Source organism: Mesorhizobium sp. AR10 (genome assembly GCF_024746795.1).
GTDB lineage: Bacteria > Pseudomonadota > Alphaproteobacteria > Rhizobiales > Rhizobiaceae > Mesorhizobium.
Window position 1 is genome coordinate 5,306,927 of record NZ_CP080524.1, and the last position, 13,153, is coordinate 5,320,079.

Sequence of the window (13,153 nt, forward strand, 5' to 3'; positions counted from 1 at the left end):
CCTCACTCCGCCGCGACCAATCCGGCCATGTCGCGGTTCTTCATCAGCTTGTAGACGATCGAATCCATCAGCGCCTGGAACGAGGCGTCGATGATGTTTTCGGAGACGCCGACCGTCCACCAGCGGGCGCCGGTCGCGTCATGCGATTCGATCAGCACGCGGGTGATCGCCTCGGTGCCGCCATTGAGGATACGCACCTTGAAGTCGGCGAGTTCGAGGTCGGCGATCTCGCTCTGGAATTTGCCGAGATCCTTGCGCAGCGCGATGTCGAGCGCATTGACCGGGCCGTGCCCCTCGGCCACCGACATCTTCTCCTCGCCGTCGACCACCACCTTGACGATCGCCTCGGAGACCGTCTTCAGCTGGCCGTTGGCGTCGAAGCGGCGCTCGACCATGCAGCGGAAGGAGGTGACGTTGAAGAATTCCGGCACGCCGTGCAGCATCCTGCGCGCCAGCAGCTCGAAGCTGGCGTCGGCGCCTTCATAGGCATAGCCCTCGGCCTCGCGTTCCTTGACCACTGATATCAGCGCGTCGAGCCGGTGGTCGTCCTTGGGCATGTCGATGCCGCGCCGCTTCAACTCGGCGAGGAAATTGGCCTTGCCACCCTGGTCCGAGACCATGACGCGGCGACGGTTGCCGACGGCATGCGGCTCGACATGCTCATAGGTTGCCGGCTCCTTGGCCAGAGCAGAGGCGTGGATGCCGGCCTTGGTAGCGAAGGCGGACGCGCCAACATAGGGCGCTTGCGCTTCCGGGGCGCGGTTCAGCAATTCGTCGAAGGCGCGCGACAGCCTCGATATGCCGGTCAGCGCCTCCGCCGAAATGCCGGTTTCGAAACGGTCGGCAAAGGCCGGCTTCAGTGCCAGCGTCGGCACGATCGAGATCAGATTGGCATTGCCGCAGCGCTCGCCAATGCCGTTCAGCGTGCCCTGGACCTGGCGCACGCCAGCCTCGACCGCGGCCAGCGAATTCGCCACCGCCTGGCCGGTGTCGTCATGGGCATGGATGCCGAGATGGTCACCGGGGATGCCGGACGAAAGAACCTTGCCGACGACGGCGCGCACCTCCGACGGCTGCGTTCCGCCATTGGTGTCGCACAGCACCACCCAGCGCGCGCCGGCGTCGTAGGCTGTTTTCGCACAAGCCAGCGCATAGTCGGGATTGGCTTTGAAGCCGTCGAAGAAGTGCTCGCAGTCGACCAGCGCCTCTTTGCCCGCCGCAATCGCCGCCTCGACCGAGGCCTTGATCGCCTCGAGGTTTTCCTCGTTGGTGCAGCCGAGCGCGACGCGCACGTGATAGTCCCAGCTCTTGGCGACAAAGCAGATGGCGTCCGACTTCGACTGGACGAGTGCTGCAAGACCGGGATCGTTGGAGGCCGACACCCCTGCCCGCTTGGTCATGCCGAAGGCGACGAATTTGGCGCTGGCTGTCCGGTGCTCGGCAAAGAAGGCGGTGTCGGTCGGGTTGGCGCCGGGATAGCCGCCTTCGACATAGTCGATGCCGAACTCGTCGAGCAGCTTGGCGATGGCGATCTTGTCCTCGACGGAAAAGTCGATGCCCGGCGTCTGCTGGCCATCGCGCAGTGTGGTGTCGAAGAGATAGAGGCGTTGTTTTTTCATTGTCCCGTGGGCGCTTGAACACCCCCCTCTGGCCAACTGCGGATCCCTCCCTCAAGGGGGGAGATCGGCAGTTGGTATGTCCTGCCCTCTTCTGCGGCGTGGAAAATTTGCGAAAGCTGACATGAAAGCCAATCTCCCCCCCTGAGGGGGAGATGTCCGGCAGGACAGAGGGGGGTGGGGCTTGGCATCGTCATTTCCCCGCAAACCGGTCCGTCGCCCGGATCAGCCGATCGAGGATGCCCGGCTGCGAATAGGCGTGGCCGGCGCCTTCGACCAGATGGAAATCCGCCTTCGGCCACGCCTTGTGCAGCGCCCAGGCGTAGCGCGCCGGGCACGGCATGTCGTAGCGGCCATGGACGATGGTGCCGGGGATGTCGCTCAGCTTGTACGCATCGCGCAAGAGTTGCCCCTCCTCCAGCCAGCCGGCATGGACGAAATAATGGTTCTCGATGCGCGCAAAGGCGATGGCGTAGTCGTCTTCTCCAAACGGGGTGCTGGTTTCCGGATCGGGCAGCAGCGTGATCGTCTCGCCTTCCCACAGGCTCCAGGCGCGGGCGGCCTCGATCTGCGCCTTGCGGTCGCTGCCGACCAGCCGCTTGCGGTAGGCGGCCATCATGTCGCCGCGCTCGGTTTCCGGGATCGGCGCCAGGAAGCGCTCCCATTTGTCGGGGAACATTTCGGACACGCCGAACTGGTAATACCATTCGAGTTCTGCCCGGGTCAGCGTGTAGATGCCGCGCACCACCAGTTCGCTGACGCGGTCAGGGTGTGTTTCGGCATAGGCGAGCGCCAGCGTCGAACCCCAGGAGCCGCCGAACACCAGCCATTTGTCGAAGCCGCACATTTCGCGCAGGCGCTCGATGTCGGCGACAAGGTGCCAGGTGGTGTTGGCGTCGAGCGAAGCATTGGGCGTTGATTTTCCGCAGCCGCGCTGGTCGAAAAGGACGAGATCGTAGAGCTTCGGATCGAACAGCCGCCGATGCTTTGGCGAGATGGTGCCACCCGGCCCTCCATGCAGGAACACCGCCGGCTTGGCGCCCCTGGTACCGGAGCGCTCCCAGTAGACCTGGTGTCCGTCGCCGACATCGATCATGCCGGACTCGAACGCCTCGATCTCGGGATAAAGCGTGCGCAGTTCACTGCTCATAATTGCAAACCGTGTGCTGGCCAGTCTGAGGTTTCGTGGTCGGGATGCTGGAAGGAGATGATCGATTCCTGCCGGGCGTAGTAATCGGGGTCCTGATGAACGGGCTTATCGAAGATCGTCTCCACCCAGGGCAGCCGCGCGGCGTAGTTGACCTGGATCTGTGGCGCGAGATCCGAGCGATCGTCGAAGGCGCCGATGGCGATCTCGAGCCCGCCGGGCTGGCGGTAGGTCATCGGCGTGCCGCAGCGGGCGCAGAATCCGCGATCGATGTTGACCGACGACTGGAAATAGCTCGGCTCCTCTCGCACCCATTCAACGCCGTCCTTCGGCACCGTCACCAATGCGCCGAAGAACGAGCCGAACTGTTTCTGGCACATGCGGCAATGGCAGATGGAGGGGCGGCCGAGCGCCCCGCGAATGCGGAAGCGCACGGCGCCGCATTGGCAGCCGCCGGTTCGAACAGTTTCGGTCATGATTTTTCCTCCGGCGGCCATTGTTCGGTGTCGTGGTCGGGGTGCTGATAGGAGACGAGGTCGGCAAGATAGGGCGCCGACGACAGGTCGGCCGAGGTGTCCTCGCTGGGCAATTGCGGGATGGTGTCGACATAGGGCAGCTTTGCCTCGGTGCCCCACTGGATCAGCGGGGCGATCTCCTGCGGCTCATCGAAAGCGCCGATCGCGAGGCCGACGCCGTCCGGCGCGGTGAAGGTCAGCGGCGTGCCGCAATCGGCGCAAAAGCCGCGTTTGACATGGTTGGACGAGCGGAAATATTTCGGCTGGCCGCGCGTCCAGTCGAGTTTTGCGCCGCGCACCGAGACCAGCGGCGCATAGAAGGCGCCGAACGCCTTCTGGCACATGCGGCAATGGCAGATGGAGGCATCGCCCAGCGCGCCCTCGACGCGGAAGCGCACCGCGCCGCACTGGCAGCCGCCTGTATAGACCGGCCGGTTGTCGAGGCTCATCGCGCGTCACTCCGGAGCATGGCAGACGGCTTCGACATTGTTGCCGTCGGGATCGAAGACGTAGGCGCCATAATAGTCTGGGTGATAGTGCGGGCGCAGGCCCGGCCCGCCATTGTCCCTGCCGCCGGCAGCGAGGGCCGCGGCATGGAAGGCATCAACCTCGGCGCGGCTGCGCGCCGTGAAGGCGACGTGCTGATGGTCCTTCGGCTTGTCCTTGCCGGCATGCAGCCAGAACACCGGCCGGTCGCGGCCATAGCCGCCGACCTTGTCGCCGCCGGTGTATTCCTGCGGCACCATGTAGAGCAGCGACGCGCCAAGCGGCGCCATCGCCTTGTCGTAAAAGGCCTTCGAGGCGTCGAAATCGGAAACGGTGATGCCGAGATGGTCGATCATGAAACTGCCTCCCTTGCTGGTTCGCTTGCCGGCATATCGGCGCCGGCCAGACCGGCCACAATCACGATATGCTGGCAGACATTGTCGATATCGCGGATGACGTCGTCGTTCCAGAAGCGCAGGATGGTCCAGCCATTCGCTTTCAAGTAGGCGCTTCGTGCCTCGTCATGACGCAAATGCTCGGCATCTGCATGCTGGCTGCCGTCCACCTCGACGATGAGGCGATGGGCAGAACAGGCGAAGTCGATAATATAAGGTCCGATCGGTACCTGCCGGCGAAAGCTCATCCCCATCAGCCGATGAGCGCGCAATTCGTTCCAAAGCTTCAGCTCGGCATCGGTCATGACGCGACGCATGGATTTTGCATTCTTGCGCTGGCGCAGCGGAACGAGGTCGTGACCCATCATGCACCCCTGCCTTCGTGATTGGCGAAGTCAGGGATGACGGCCGATCTCCCCCCTTGCGGGGGAGATGTCCGGCAGGACAGAGGGGGGTGCTGTCCCTCCGGCCTGTCAACCAATTGCAGCCACGTCCCTCGGTTGGTTTTCGGTTGGATTAAGCGGGAGGTTAGCGATCCTTCCCACCCCCCTCTGTCCTGCCGGACATCTCCCCCGCAAGGGGGGAGATTGGCTGTCATCAGCGCTTTCGCCAACCTGACTTCCAGCCCCACCCTCACCGCTTCACCTCCCACGTCGTCACGCGCTCGCCGGTGACAGGATCCTTGCCGTCCTTCAACTGCACGCCTTGCGCCAGAAGCTCGTCGCGAATGCGGTCGGCTTCGGCCCAGTTCTTGGCGGCGATCAGGGCAAGGCGATTGGCGATCGCCTTGGCGACACCGCCCTCATCGACATCGGCCGATGCAACATCGAAGCCGAGAAACAGAAGCGCTGCCTTCAGAGATGCGGCGGCGGCGTTGCCGTCGGCAGCCTCGCCGGCCAACTGAGTCAGCAGTTGGAAGGCGGCATAGGTGGCGAGATCGTCCGACAGGGCTTCGACGACTCCCGCCGGCAGAGGCTGTGCCGCCGCCGGTGCCAGATCGGCTGCCCGCTTCCATTTGCGCAGCGTGTTTTGCGCCTCTTCCAGCTTGCGCACGGAAAAATCGATCGGCTCGCGATAATGCGTCATCAGCATCGCCAGCCGCAGCACCTCGCCCGGCCATTTGCGGCCGCCAAAAGTCTCCGTCTCCAGCAACTCGTTGATCGAATAGAAATTGCCCAGGCTCTTGGACATTTTCTGTCCTTCGACCTGCAGGAAGCCGTTGTGCATCCACACCTTGGCCATCACGTCGGTGCCGTGGGCGCAACGCGACTGGGCGATCTCATTCTCGTGGTGCGGGAAGATCAGGTCGAGGCCGCCGCCATGGATGTCGAAGACCTCGCCAAGATAGGCGGCCGACATTGCCGAGCACTCGATGTGCCAGCCCGGCCGGCCCCTGCCCCATGGGCTGTCCCAGCCCGGCTCTTCCGGCGAAGACAGCTTCCACAGCACGAAATCGCCGGGGCTCTTCTTGTGCGCGTCGACGGCGACGCGGGCGCCTGCCTGCTGCTCATCGAGATTGCGCTTCGACAACTGGCCGTAGTCCGGCATCGAGACGGTGTCGAACAGCACTTCACCGGCAGCGACATAGGCATGGCCGCGTTCGATCAGGCGCTGAATCAAGGTGATCATATCGGCCTTGCCATCGGCACGCGGCTCGACGAACTCGGTGGCGCGCGGCTCGACCGTCGGCTCCAGGCACCCCAGCGTCGCCACATCCCTATGGAACTGGTCGGCGGTCTTTTCGGTGACCCGCCGGATCGCCTCGTTCAGCGACAGTTTTCCCGACGCGATCTCGTCGCCGAAATCGCGTAGCGCGCGGGCGTTTATCTTGTCGTCGACATCCGTGATGTTGCGCACATACGTGACGTGCTTTTCGCCGTAGACTTGGCGCAACAAACGGAACAGCACGTCAAAGACGATCACCGGTCGCGCATTGCCGATATGGGCAAAGTCGTAGACCGTTGGACCGCAGACATACATGCGCACATTGCGCGGATCGATCGGGAAGAAACCCTCCTTGCTCCGCGTCAGCGTGTTGTAGAGTTGCAGGCCCTTCGATGCGTCAGACATTCGTGCCTTCCCGGTCCGTTGATCAGGGAGTCCCCCTTGCACCAAGGCGCAAATCGGACTCCAGCCTGCTGGCCGGGGCGTTTGTCCACTCTAGAAGGAAGATGAGGCGAAAACGTCCGGACCAGCGCGAAGCTAGCCAATAATGCAAATGCCACAAATGGCGGAAAACGTTTTCATGGGCGGCTTTATCGCCTTGCCCAGTGTTGCCGTCAAGTCGCAACTTCCGGCAAAAGAGTCGGTGCATCACAGGTAATCGCGCGCTGAAACATTTTATTAAACATGTCGGCACAGTCATGAAACATTCGCCGGCTAGTTCACCAGACGCCACGATTCGGTCGGATTCGGCCCGCAAACGCAGACACGAAAATGTTACCAGGGAAGAAAGACATGCTCCGAACCAAGCAGGAATCCAACCGCGCCCAGCAACCGGCGCTTGCCAATCAGTACCGAGCGATCGGCCCGGCCGCGATCGTCGCCGCCCTTCTCCACACCGCGAAGAAGAAAAAGCCGGCACAGAAGATCGTATCGCCGCGCGCTGCCTGAATTGGTGTGCAGCCGGCCGGTGGCCGGTAAATGCGGGCGCCAATATGCGCCCGGCGATAGCAGCCTCTGCTAGAACAAGGTCATCTGACTGTCGTCCGCGCCGGGCTTCTGGCGCCTGACCTTCTCGGGCTCCGGCCCGACGACGCCCCTCTCCTGAATCTCCGGTCCGGTGTTGGCGACCTTGTTGACGAGGTCGGAAACCGGAATCGCCTCGAAGAAATCAGGCTGTGCCGGCCTCAGCAGATCGGCCACGTCGCGTGGCTCGAGCGTACGGCAATCCAGCCAGCGGGCGAAATCCCCGGAATGGATCACCACCGGCATGCGGTCGTGGATATGGGCGATGTCGGCATTGGCATTGACGGTCAGGATGGCGCCGGTGTCCATTTCCGAGCCGCCCGGTTCCGCATAGGTCTCGATCAGCGCGGCGAAGGCGACAAGCCCGCCATGCTTCGGGCGTATCCAGAACGGCTGCCCCTTCTTGCCGCCCGACTCCTTGGCTTGCCGCCACTCATAGAAGCCGGATGCCGGCACCAGAGCGCGTCGATGACGCATGGCGGCTTTGAATGAAGCCTTTTCCGCTGCCCCTTCCGAGCGCGCATTGAACAGCAGTGGAAACTCCCTGGTGTCCTTGACCCAGGCGGGTATCAGCCCCCAGCGCACCAGCATCGGCTGCCGGTCGGGCAGGTTCGAGCCCGGTACCCGCGGGGCGCCGGCGAGCGCCATCAGCACCGGCTGCGTCGGCGCGATGTTGTAGCGGGCCGGAAAATCCTCCAGCTCCGCCAAACCGAGAAAGGCGGCGGTCTGGTCCGGCGTGGCGGTCAAGGCAAAGCGTCCGCACATGATCGATTGGTCCTGCCGTTTGAACTGCTCCGGTGCAAAAGTGGCGATGGAACCGGCGTTGCGCAACCGCTAAAGCTGTCTGAAGCCAGCCGGTCCACAACGGTTGCAGGCGAACGATCGGAATCCATGGACGAGATGCGAAAGAAACTGCCGGCGGTCTCGGTCGCCATCGTCCGCGGCGACACGGTGCTGCTGGTCAAGCGGGCGCGGCAGCCCTCGCAAGGGTTTTATGCTTTTCCGGGCGGTAAGGTCGAGGCAGGCGAGACGCTGGAACAGGCGGCACAGCGCGAATTGCTGGAGGAAACCGGGTTGCGGGCAACCGCTTACCGGCCGCTTCGCGAAATTCACATCGACGGCAGCGGCGATGACCACCCGGTCGACTATCTCCTGACGGTATTCGGCGCCACCTATGCCGGTGGCGAGGCGGTGGCCAGCGATGACGCCGAGACCGCTGCCTTCTACACGCTCAGCGAAATGGCGGCGCTGCCACTCGCTGATTCGGTGTTTGCGGTGGCCGAAGAATTGCTGAGCAATGCCGGGGCATGACCCCGAGAATCGCCTTGCAGGCGACAAATTGTTTGGCCACATAGACTTATGACCCGCGCCTCGCTGTTCCTCGCTGCTTGTCTCGCCGCCAGCACGGCCCTCGGGGCACGGCCGGCGCTTAGCGCAGAGGCGCCGTTCGAACCCGGACTGATGCGGTTGGCGGAGGTGCTTGGCTCGCTGCATTTCCTGCGCAATCTGTGCGGCGAGAAGGGCGACCAGTGGCGCGCCGAGGTGGAAAAGCTGATCGAATCGGAAAACCCCGACCCCGAGCGGCGTGCCCGTTTCATCGCCAGCTTCAACCGCGGCTACCGGTCCTTCGGCACCTACACGCACTGCACTGCGTCAGCGACGGAAGCCATCAGCCGCTACATGAAGGAAGGCGAAACGCTGTCGCGCGACATCGCCTCGCGCTACGGCAACTGACAGGCGATCAGAGCGATCGCGTCCTCTAACACGTTGAATCTACACATCATGCTTTCCGAATCGTGGGCAGCGAAGCACAAATCGATTCCGATTTTCCGGCCGCTCAACGCCTCGGCACCGTTCACCACCAACAGGCTTTGAGGCTCCCCCACCTTGTGTCCGATGTCGTCTTGGTGCAATCCTTGTGTTGCACTTCTGCAACGGTATTAACGAAACCTTGCCGCGTGGATGTGGAATTAACTCAAACTGAAGGTTTTCACCCCGTAGGCCGGCCTAATCGGCTAAGTTTGAATCGGATCGAACGCAGGTTTGCTGAAGACGATGGACTTTTTAGGAAACGACCTAAAAAATGTCGTATTTACAAATACTTACTTGAACCTGCGTACAAAAGGGACAGCCCAAGCCTGATCCGCATCTTTCGGATCACCGCTTGAAAAGGGTGGACATCGCAATGGAACATGGCGTCAGCGACATCGACGCGTTGGTCAGGGAAGAAAAGCGCCTGACCGCCGTAGAAAGCCACAGCGAGGCCTGGGCGGAAGGATTATCGGCTGGAATCGAGCCGGAAATCATCGCCGAGGCGGCCCTCGAAACCGCATTCGGCGAGATGCTGCGCGCCAATGGCGAAACCTCGGCACTTGCCCTGCTCGACCGCATGCGTGAAAAGGTCATTGCTGGCGCCTTCGAACCAGGACGGCTGCAACACTGAGCCAGGTTCTTTTGACGGCGGCGCGCCGTTTGGGCATCCGGCAAGGGCCCGAGGCACCTGGACGATCCTGGGCACCCGTAAGGGCCCGAGAACCATGGAGAAGCAGACGGTGAATTTTTCGATGTCAGGCAAGCCACGTGGCTTGATCCTCAGCATCTGGCTTGCCGTTTGCTGCGCCGCATTGCCGCTGGCGCTCTGCCTCACCACCAACCCGGCTCATGCGCTGAGCGAGATCAAGCGCGAGGAGCTTCCCCCGGCTGCCGCCGACGACATGTCGCCGCCCGGAAGTGCCGTGCCGATGCCCGATCCGCTCGGCACGACGCCGCCCGCGGCCAGCCAGCCGGCGCCATCCGACGAGCCCGAACAGAGCGAGCCGGAAGGGCCTGCGAACGATGGCGGCGTGACCAATCCGAGTGTCGATCCGGATGCGCCCTTGCCCGAAGTCGTCTACGACCTCACCAAATTGCCGGAACCGGTCAGGCGCATGCACGACCTGATCGTCGAGGCCTGCAAGAGCGGCGACATCGAGAAGCTGAGGCCCCTGATCGGCACGGGCGACTCGATGACCCAATTGTCATTGGGCGACATCGACGGCGACCCGATCGCTTTCCTCAAAGGCCTTTCGGGCGACACGGAAGGCCAGGAAATCCTCGCCATCATGGAAGAGGTGCTCAATGCCGGCTATGTCCATGTCGACGCCGGCACGCCGCAGGAGTTGTATGTCTGGCCGTATTTCTTCGCGCTGCCGCTCGACAAGCTCGATGCGAAACAGCGGGTCGAGTTGTTCAAGATCGTCACCGCCAGCGACTACAACGACATGAAGCAGTTCGGCGCCTACATCTTCTACCGCGTCGGCATCACGCCCGCCGGACAATGGACGTTCTTCGTCGCCGGGGATTGAGCCGGTCGCCTCCCGAGCCTAAACCGCCAGCGCCTCGGAAAACTCTACCGCCCTGCCCTGTCCCGGGGTGACGATCTCGCCGTCCCACATCACGCGCCGGCCGCGCACGATTGTGCCGACCGGCCAGCCGGTCACCTCTTTGCCGTCATAGGGCGTCCAGCCGGCTTTCGAGCCGGCCTGGGCGTTGCTGATGGTCTGGCGGCGCTTCAGGTCGACAATGGTGAAATCGGCGTCGTAGCCGGCGGCGATGCGGCCCTTCCTGGCCATGCCGAAGATGCGTTGCGGGCCATGGCTGGAGAGGTCGACGAAGCGCTGCAGCGTCAGCCGGCCGGCATTCACATGATCGAGCATGATCGGCACCAGCGTCTGCACGCCGGTCATGCCTGACGGCGAGGCCGGATAGGGCTTTGCCTTTTCGGCCAATGTGTGCGGGGCGTGGTCGGAACCCAGAACATCGACGATGCCTTGCCCAATGCCCTGCCAGATGCCATCGCGGTGGCGGGCCGAGCGCACCGGCGGGTTCATCTGGATCAGCGTGCCCAGCCGCGCATAATCATCAGCACTAAGCGTCAGGTGATGCGGCGTCGCCTCGCAGGTCGCGACATCCTTGTGCTGTTCGAGGAACAAGATCTCCTGCGCGGTCGAGATGTGCAGCACATGGATGCGGGCGCGAACGTTTCGCGCGATGCGCACCAGGCGCTCCGTGCAGCGGAGTGCTGCGATCTCGTCGCGCCACACCGGGTGCGATGACGGGTCGCCCTCGACGCGTTCGCCAAGCCGCTCGCGCAGCCGGAATTCGTCCTCGGAATGAAAGGCGGCGCGGCGGCGCGTGTTGCTCAGGATCGCTGCGACGCCGTCGTCGTCCTCGACCAGAAGGTCGCCGGTGGACGAGCCCATGAACACTTTTATGCCGGCAGCAGCGGGCAGCCGTTCGAGCTCGCCGACGTCTTTTGCGTTCTCGCGCGTGCCGCCTACCCAGAAGGCAAAGTCGCAATGCATGCGCTCGGTTGCGCGCCGCACCTTGTCGGCAAGGGCTGCCTCGCTGGTGGTCAGCGGGTTGGTGTTTGGCATTTCGAACACGGCGGTGACGCCGCCCAGCACCGCTGCCCGTGAGCCCGTCTCCAGATCTTCCTTGTGCTCCAGCCCCGGCTCGCGGAAATGCACCTGGCTGTCGACGACACCGGGAAGGATGTGCAGGCCGCGACAGTCGATCGTCTCGCCGGCCGAGGCCTGGCCGAGATCGCCGATGGCAGCGATGCGTCCGCCCTTCACGCCGATGTCGCGAAAACCCTCGCCGTCATGGTTGACGACCGTGCCGCCTGTCAGGATGAGGTCGTAGGTGGTGGCCATGTGGGTCCGGTCTCTTGCGGGGGGAGTGTCAGCGGCTTACGTAAAGGCCAACCGTTTTGCAAGATCAGGCTGCTTTTCCGCCCATGCCCTTTGCCCAGTTGAAAGACCGCGCCCTCGTTTCCGTCTCAGGCCCGGATGCCGAGCATTTTTTGCAGAACATCCTGACCACCGACCTCGACGTGCTGGCTGCCGGTGAGGCAAAGCCCGGCGCGCTGCTTTCGCCTCAAGGCAAGATCCTGTTCGACTTCCTTGTCTCGCGCGCCGGCGACAATGCCTTCCATCTCGAATGCCGCGCTGAAACCGCCGACGATTTCGTGCGACGGCTGATGCTCTATAAAATGCGCGCCAAGGTCGAGATTGCCAAGGCCGATCAGGCACTTGTCACCGTCGCCTGGGGAGATGATTCACCTGCCTCACAATCTGATTCAACTGATGTTACCGATACGCGCTTCCTCGACGCGGCGGTCACGCGCTCCTACGGCGGCACCGCCGAGGGTGGCGACACCGCCGCATGGCAAGCCTTGCGCATCGCCAATGGCATTGCCGAAAGTGGCAGCGATTACCAGCTCGCCGATGCCTTTCCGCATGATGTGCTGCTCGATGAAACCGGTGGCGTCGGTTTCAAAAAAGGTTGCTATGTCGGCCAGGAGGTGGTCTCGCGCATGCAGCATCGCGGCACCGCCAGACGGCGCGTGCTGATCGCGCGGAGTGAAAGCCCCCTGCCCGCGCCGGGCACGGAACTGACGGTCGCCGGGCGGCCGGTCGGCACGCTTGGTTCGACCGCCGGCACGACAGGCCTCGCCATCGCCCGCATCGACCGGGTCAAGGCGGCGCTCGACGCCGGCCAGCCTGTCATGGCGGGTGACGTCACCGTCTCGCTTGCCATTCCGGCCTGGGCGAAGTTCACCTTTCCGCTGGAAACCGTTGGTCCGCAGGAAGCCGTCGGCGCGGAGGAGGCCTGATGGCGGCCGATCGTGCCGGGGCGCCGCCGCGCGCCTGGCAGCGCATGCTGTCCGGCCGGCGGCTCGATCTGCTCGACCCCTCGCCGCTCGACATCGAGATCTCCGACATCGCCCACGGGCTCGCCCGCGTCGCCCGCTGGAACGGCCAGACCCGCGGTGACCACGCCTTGTCGGTCGCCCAGCATTCGCTGCTGGTCGAGGCGCTGTTCGGGGAATTGGTGCCCGACGCCACGGCTGATGCGCGGCTGGCGGCGCTGCTGCATGACGCGCCGGAATATGTCATCGGCGACATGATCTCGCCGTTCAAGTCGGTGATGGGCGGCAGCTACAAGGATTGCGAGCTGAGACTGCAGCGCGCCATCCATCTGCGCTTTTCGCTGCCGCCCGAACTGGCTGCGGTGCTGCGCAAGGAGATCAAGCGCGCCGACCAGATCGCCGCCTATTTCGAGGCGACGCTGCTTGCCGGCTTTTCGACTGCAGAGGCGACCGAGTTCTTCGGCCGGCCGCGCGGCTTCAACGCCGACCGTTTCGATTTCACGCCGCGCTCGGTGACCTGGGCACAGAATGCCTTCCTCAAGCGGTTTGCGGCGATCGAGACCAAGCGCCGGACATCCGTTTCGGTGCATCCGCTTCCCTGAAAAAACGGTAAA

General features: G+C 63.6%; 16 protein-coding genes. 7 read left to right on the plus strand and 9 right to left on the minus strand.

What is annotated here, in order from left to right; genetic code table 11:
• Nucleotides 1-2: 2 nt before the first annotated feature.
• The 7 genes from cimA to cysS form a co-directional block, all read right to left on the minus strand.
• Nucleotides 3-1,619, minus strand: a complete 1,617-nt coding sequence (cimA, locus tag LHFGNBLO_RS29565; RefSeq protein ID WP_258602987.1) for a citramalate synthase — start codon at nucleotides 1,617-1,619, stop codon at nucleotides 3-5.
• Nucleotides 1,620-1,809: 190 nt separating this feature from the next.
• Nucleotides 1,810-2,766, minus strand: coding sequence for a prolyl aminopeptidase (gene pip, locus LHFGNBLO_RS29570; RefSeq protein WP_258602989.1), 957 nt, complete (start codon nucleotides 2,764-2,766; stop codon nucleotides 1,810-1,812).
• Entirely contained in the window at nucleotides 2,763-3,239 is a 477-nt protein-coding gene (locus LHFGNBLO_RS29575; RefSeq protein WP_258609954.1) for a GFA family protein, read from the minus strand. The genes pip and LHFGNBLO_RS29575 overlap by 4 nt, the downstream gene beginning before the upstream one ends.
• The gene (locus LHFGNBLO_RS29580) at nucleotides 3,236-3,727 is read right to left on the minus strand and encodes a GFA family protein (RefSeq protein WP_258602991.1); all 492 of its coding nucleotides are present in this window, start codon (nucleotides 3,725-3,727) and stop codon (nucleotides 3,236-3,238) included. The genes LHFGNBLO_RS29575 and LHFGNBLO_RS29580 overlap by 4 nt, the downstream gene beginning before the upstream one ends.
• Nucleotides 3,728-3,733: 6 nt before the next feature.
• Complete coding sequence (locus tag LHFGNBLO_RS29585) at nucleotides 3,734-4,120, minus strand: VOC family protein (RefSeq protein WP_258602993.1); 387 nt, start codon at nucleotides 4,118-4,120, stop codon at nucleotides 3,734-3,736.
• Nucleotides 4,117-4,524, minus strand: a complete 408-nt coding sequence (locus LHFGNBLO_RS29590; RefSeq protein ID WP_258609956.1) for an endonuclease domain-containing protein — start codon at nucleotides 4,522-4,524, stop codon at nucleotides 4,117-4,119. Before LHFGNBLO_RS29590 ends, LHFGNBLO_RS29585 begins: the two co-directional genes overlap by 4 nt.
• A gap of 268 nt (nucleotides 4,525-4,792) precedes the next feature.
• Nucleotides 4,793-6,229 (minus strand): cysteine--tRNA ligase, encoded by a 1,437-nt coding sequence (cysS, locus tag LHFGNBLO_RS29595; protein ID WP_258602996.1) that lies wholly within the window; start codon nucleotides 6,227-6,229, stop codon nucleotides 4,793-4,795.
• 387 nt (nucleotides 6,230-6,616) lie between these two features.
• Here cysS and LHFGNBLO_RS29600 point away from each other — a divergent pair, with 387 nt between their 5' ends.
• Complete coding sequence (locus LHFGNBLO_RS29600; protein ID WP_258602998.1) at nucleotides 6,617-6,772, plus strand: hypothetical protein; 156 nt, start codon at nucleotides 6,617-6,619, stop codon at nucleotides 6,770-6,772.
• A gap of 69 nt (nucleotides 6,773-6,841) precedes the next feature.
• On the opposite strand, the gene LHFGNBLO_RS29605 is transcribed toward LHFGNBLO_RS29600, so the two are convergent.
• Nucleotides 6,842-7,612 carry an SOS response-associated peptidase gene (locus tag LHFGNBLO_RS29605; RefSeq protein WP_258603000.1) on the minus strand — a complete coding sequence of 257 codons (771 nt, stop codon included), beginning with the start codon at nucleotides 7,610-7,612 and terminating at the stop codon, nucleotides 6,842-6,844.
• A 126-nt stretch (nucleotides 7,613-7,738) separates the two neighbouring features.
• Here LHFGNBLO_RS29605 and LHFGNBLO_RS29610 point away from each other — a divergent pair, with 126 nt between their 5' ends.
• The 4 genes from LHFGNBLO_RS29610 to LHFGNBLO_RS29625 all read left to right on the plus strand — a co-directional run bounded on the left by LHFGNBLO_RS29610 (nucleotide 7,739) and on the right by LHFGNBLO_RS29625 (nucleotide 10,191).
• Complete coding sequence (locus LHFGNBLO_RS29610) at nucleotides 7,739-8,158, plus strand: NUDIX hydrolase (RefSeq protein ID WP_258603002.1); 420 nt, start codon at nucleotides 7,739-7,741, stop codon at nucleotides 8,156-8,158.
• Nucleotides 8,159-8,206: 48 nt separating this feature from the next.
• Complete coding sequence (locus LHFGNBLO_RS29615; protein ID WP_258603003.1) at nucleotides 8,207-8,581, plus strand: TIGR02301 family protein; 375 nt, start codon at nucleotides 8,207-8,209, stop codon at nucleotides 8,579-8,581.
• A gap of 451 nt (nucleotides 8,582-9,032) precedes the next feature.
• Nucleotides 9,033-9,290 (plus strand): hypothetical protein, encoded by a 258-nt coding sequence (locus tag LHFGNBLO_RS29620; protein ID WP_258603005.1) that lies wholly within the window; start codon nucleotides 9,033-9,035, stop codon nucleotides 9,288-9,290.
• Nucleotides 9,291-9,399: 109 nt separating this feature from the next.
• Complete coding sequence (locus tag LHFGNBLO_RS29625; RefSeq protein WP_258603007.1) at nucleotides 9,400-10,191, plus strand: alanine and proline-rich secreted protein Apa; 792 nt, start codon at nucleotides 9,400-9,402, stop codon at nucleotides 10,189-10,191.
• An 18-nt stretch (nucleotides 10,192-10,209) separates the two neighbouring features.
• Here the strand turns inward: LHFGNBLO_RS29625 and LHFGNBLO_RS29630 are convergent, their stop codons facing one another.
• On the minus strand, nucleotides 10,210-11,541 hold the full coding sequence (locus tag LHFGNBLO_RS29630) for a dihydroorotase (protein ID WP_258603008.1): 1,332 nt from the start codon (nucleotides 11,539-11,541) through the stop codon (nucleotides 10,210-10,212).
• Between the two features lie 83 nt (nucleotides 11,542-11,624).
• Here LHFGNBLO_RS29630 and LHFGNBLO_RS29635 point away from each other — a divergent pair, with 83 nt between their 5' ends.
• The gene (locus tag LHFGNBLO_RS29635) at nucleotides 11,625-12,503 is read left to right on the plus strand and encodes a YgfZ/GcvT domain-containing protein (RefSeq protein WP_258603009.1); all 879 of its coding nucleotides are present in this window, start codon (nucleotides 11,625-11,627) and stop codon (nucleotides 12,501-12,503) included.
• Nucleotides 12,503-13,141 (plus strand): HD family hydrolase, encoded by a 639-nt coding sequence (locus tag LHFGNBLO_RS29640; RefSeq protein ID WP_258603011.1) that lies wholly within the window; start codon nucleotides 12,503-12,505, stop codon nucleotides 13,139-13,141. The genes LHFGNBLO_RS29635 and LHFGNBLO_RS29640 overlap by 1 nt, the downstream gene beginning before the upstream one ends.
• Nucleotides 13,142-13,153 lie beyond the last annotated feature (12 nt).

Bases quoted from the DNA above. Each gene is read 5' to 3' on its own strand.
- LHFGNBLO_RS29575 (WP_258609954.1), bottom strand. From the start codon at position 3,239: ATGACCGAAACTGTTCGAACCGGCGGCTGCCAATGCGGCGCCGTGCGC.
- pip (WP_258602989.1), bottom strand. From the start codon at position 2,766: ATGAGCAGTGAACTGCGCACGCTTTATCCCGAGATCGAGGCGTTCGAG.
- LHFGNBLO_RS29630 (WP_258603008.1), bottom strand. From the start codon at position 11,541: ATGGCCACCACCTACGACCTCATCCTGACAGGCGGCACGGTCGTCAAC.
- LHFGNBLO_RS29640 (WP_258603011.1), top strand. From the start codon at position 12,503: ATGGCGGCCGATCGTGCCGGGGCGCCGCCGCGCGCCTGGCAGCGCATG.
- LHFGNBLO_RS29600 (WP_258602998.1), top strand. From the start codon at position 6,617: ATGCTCCGAACCAAGCAGGAATCCAACCGCGCCCAGCAACCGGCGCTT.
- LHFGNBLO_RS29610 (WP_258603002.1), top strand. From the start codon at position 7,739: ATGGACGAGATGCGAAAGAAACTGCCGGCGGTCTCGGTCGCCATCGTC.
- LHFGNBLO_RS29615 (WP_258603003.1), top strand. From the start codon at position 8,207: ATGACCCGCGCCTCGCTGTTCCTCGCTGCTTGTCTCGCCGCCAGCACG.
- LHFGNBLO_RS29635 (WP_258603009.1), top strand. From the start codon at position 11,625: ATGCCCTTTGCCCAGTTGAAAGACCGCGCCCTCGTTTCCGTCTCAGGC.
- LHFGNBLO_RS29585 (WP_258602993.1), bottom strand. From the start codon at position 4,120: ATGATCGACCATCTCGGCATCACCGTTTCCGATTTCGACGCCTCGAAG.
- LHFGNBLO_RS29620 (WP_258603005.1), top strand. From the start codon at position 9,033: ATGGAACATGGCGTCAGCGACATCGACGCGTTGGTCAGGGAAGAAAAG.
- LHFGNBLO_RS29580 (WP_258602991.1), bottom strand. From the start codon at position 3,727: ATGAGCCTCGACAACCGGCCGGTCTATACAGGCGGCTGCCAGTGCGGC.
- LHFGNBLO_RS29605 (WP_258603000.1), bottom strand. From the start codon at position 7,612: ATGTGCGGACGCTTTGCCTTGACCGCCACGCCGGACCAGACCGCCGCC.
- LHFGNBLO_RS29590 (WP_258609956.1), bottom strand. From the start codon at position 4,524: ATGGGTCACGACCTCGTTCCGCTGCGCCAGCGCAAGAATGCAAAATCC.
- cimA (WP_258602987.1), bottom strand. From the start codon at position 1,619: ATGAAAAAACAACGCCTCTATCTCTTCGACACCACACTGCGCGATGGC.
- cysS (WP_258602996.1), bottom strand. From the start codon at position 6,229: ATGTCTGACGCATCGAAGGGCCTGCAACTCTACAACACGCTGACGCGG.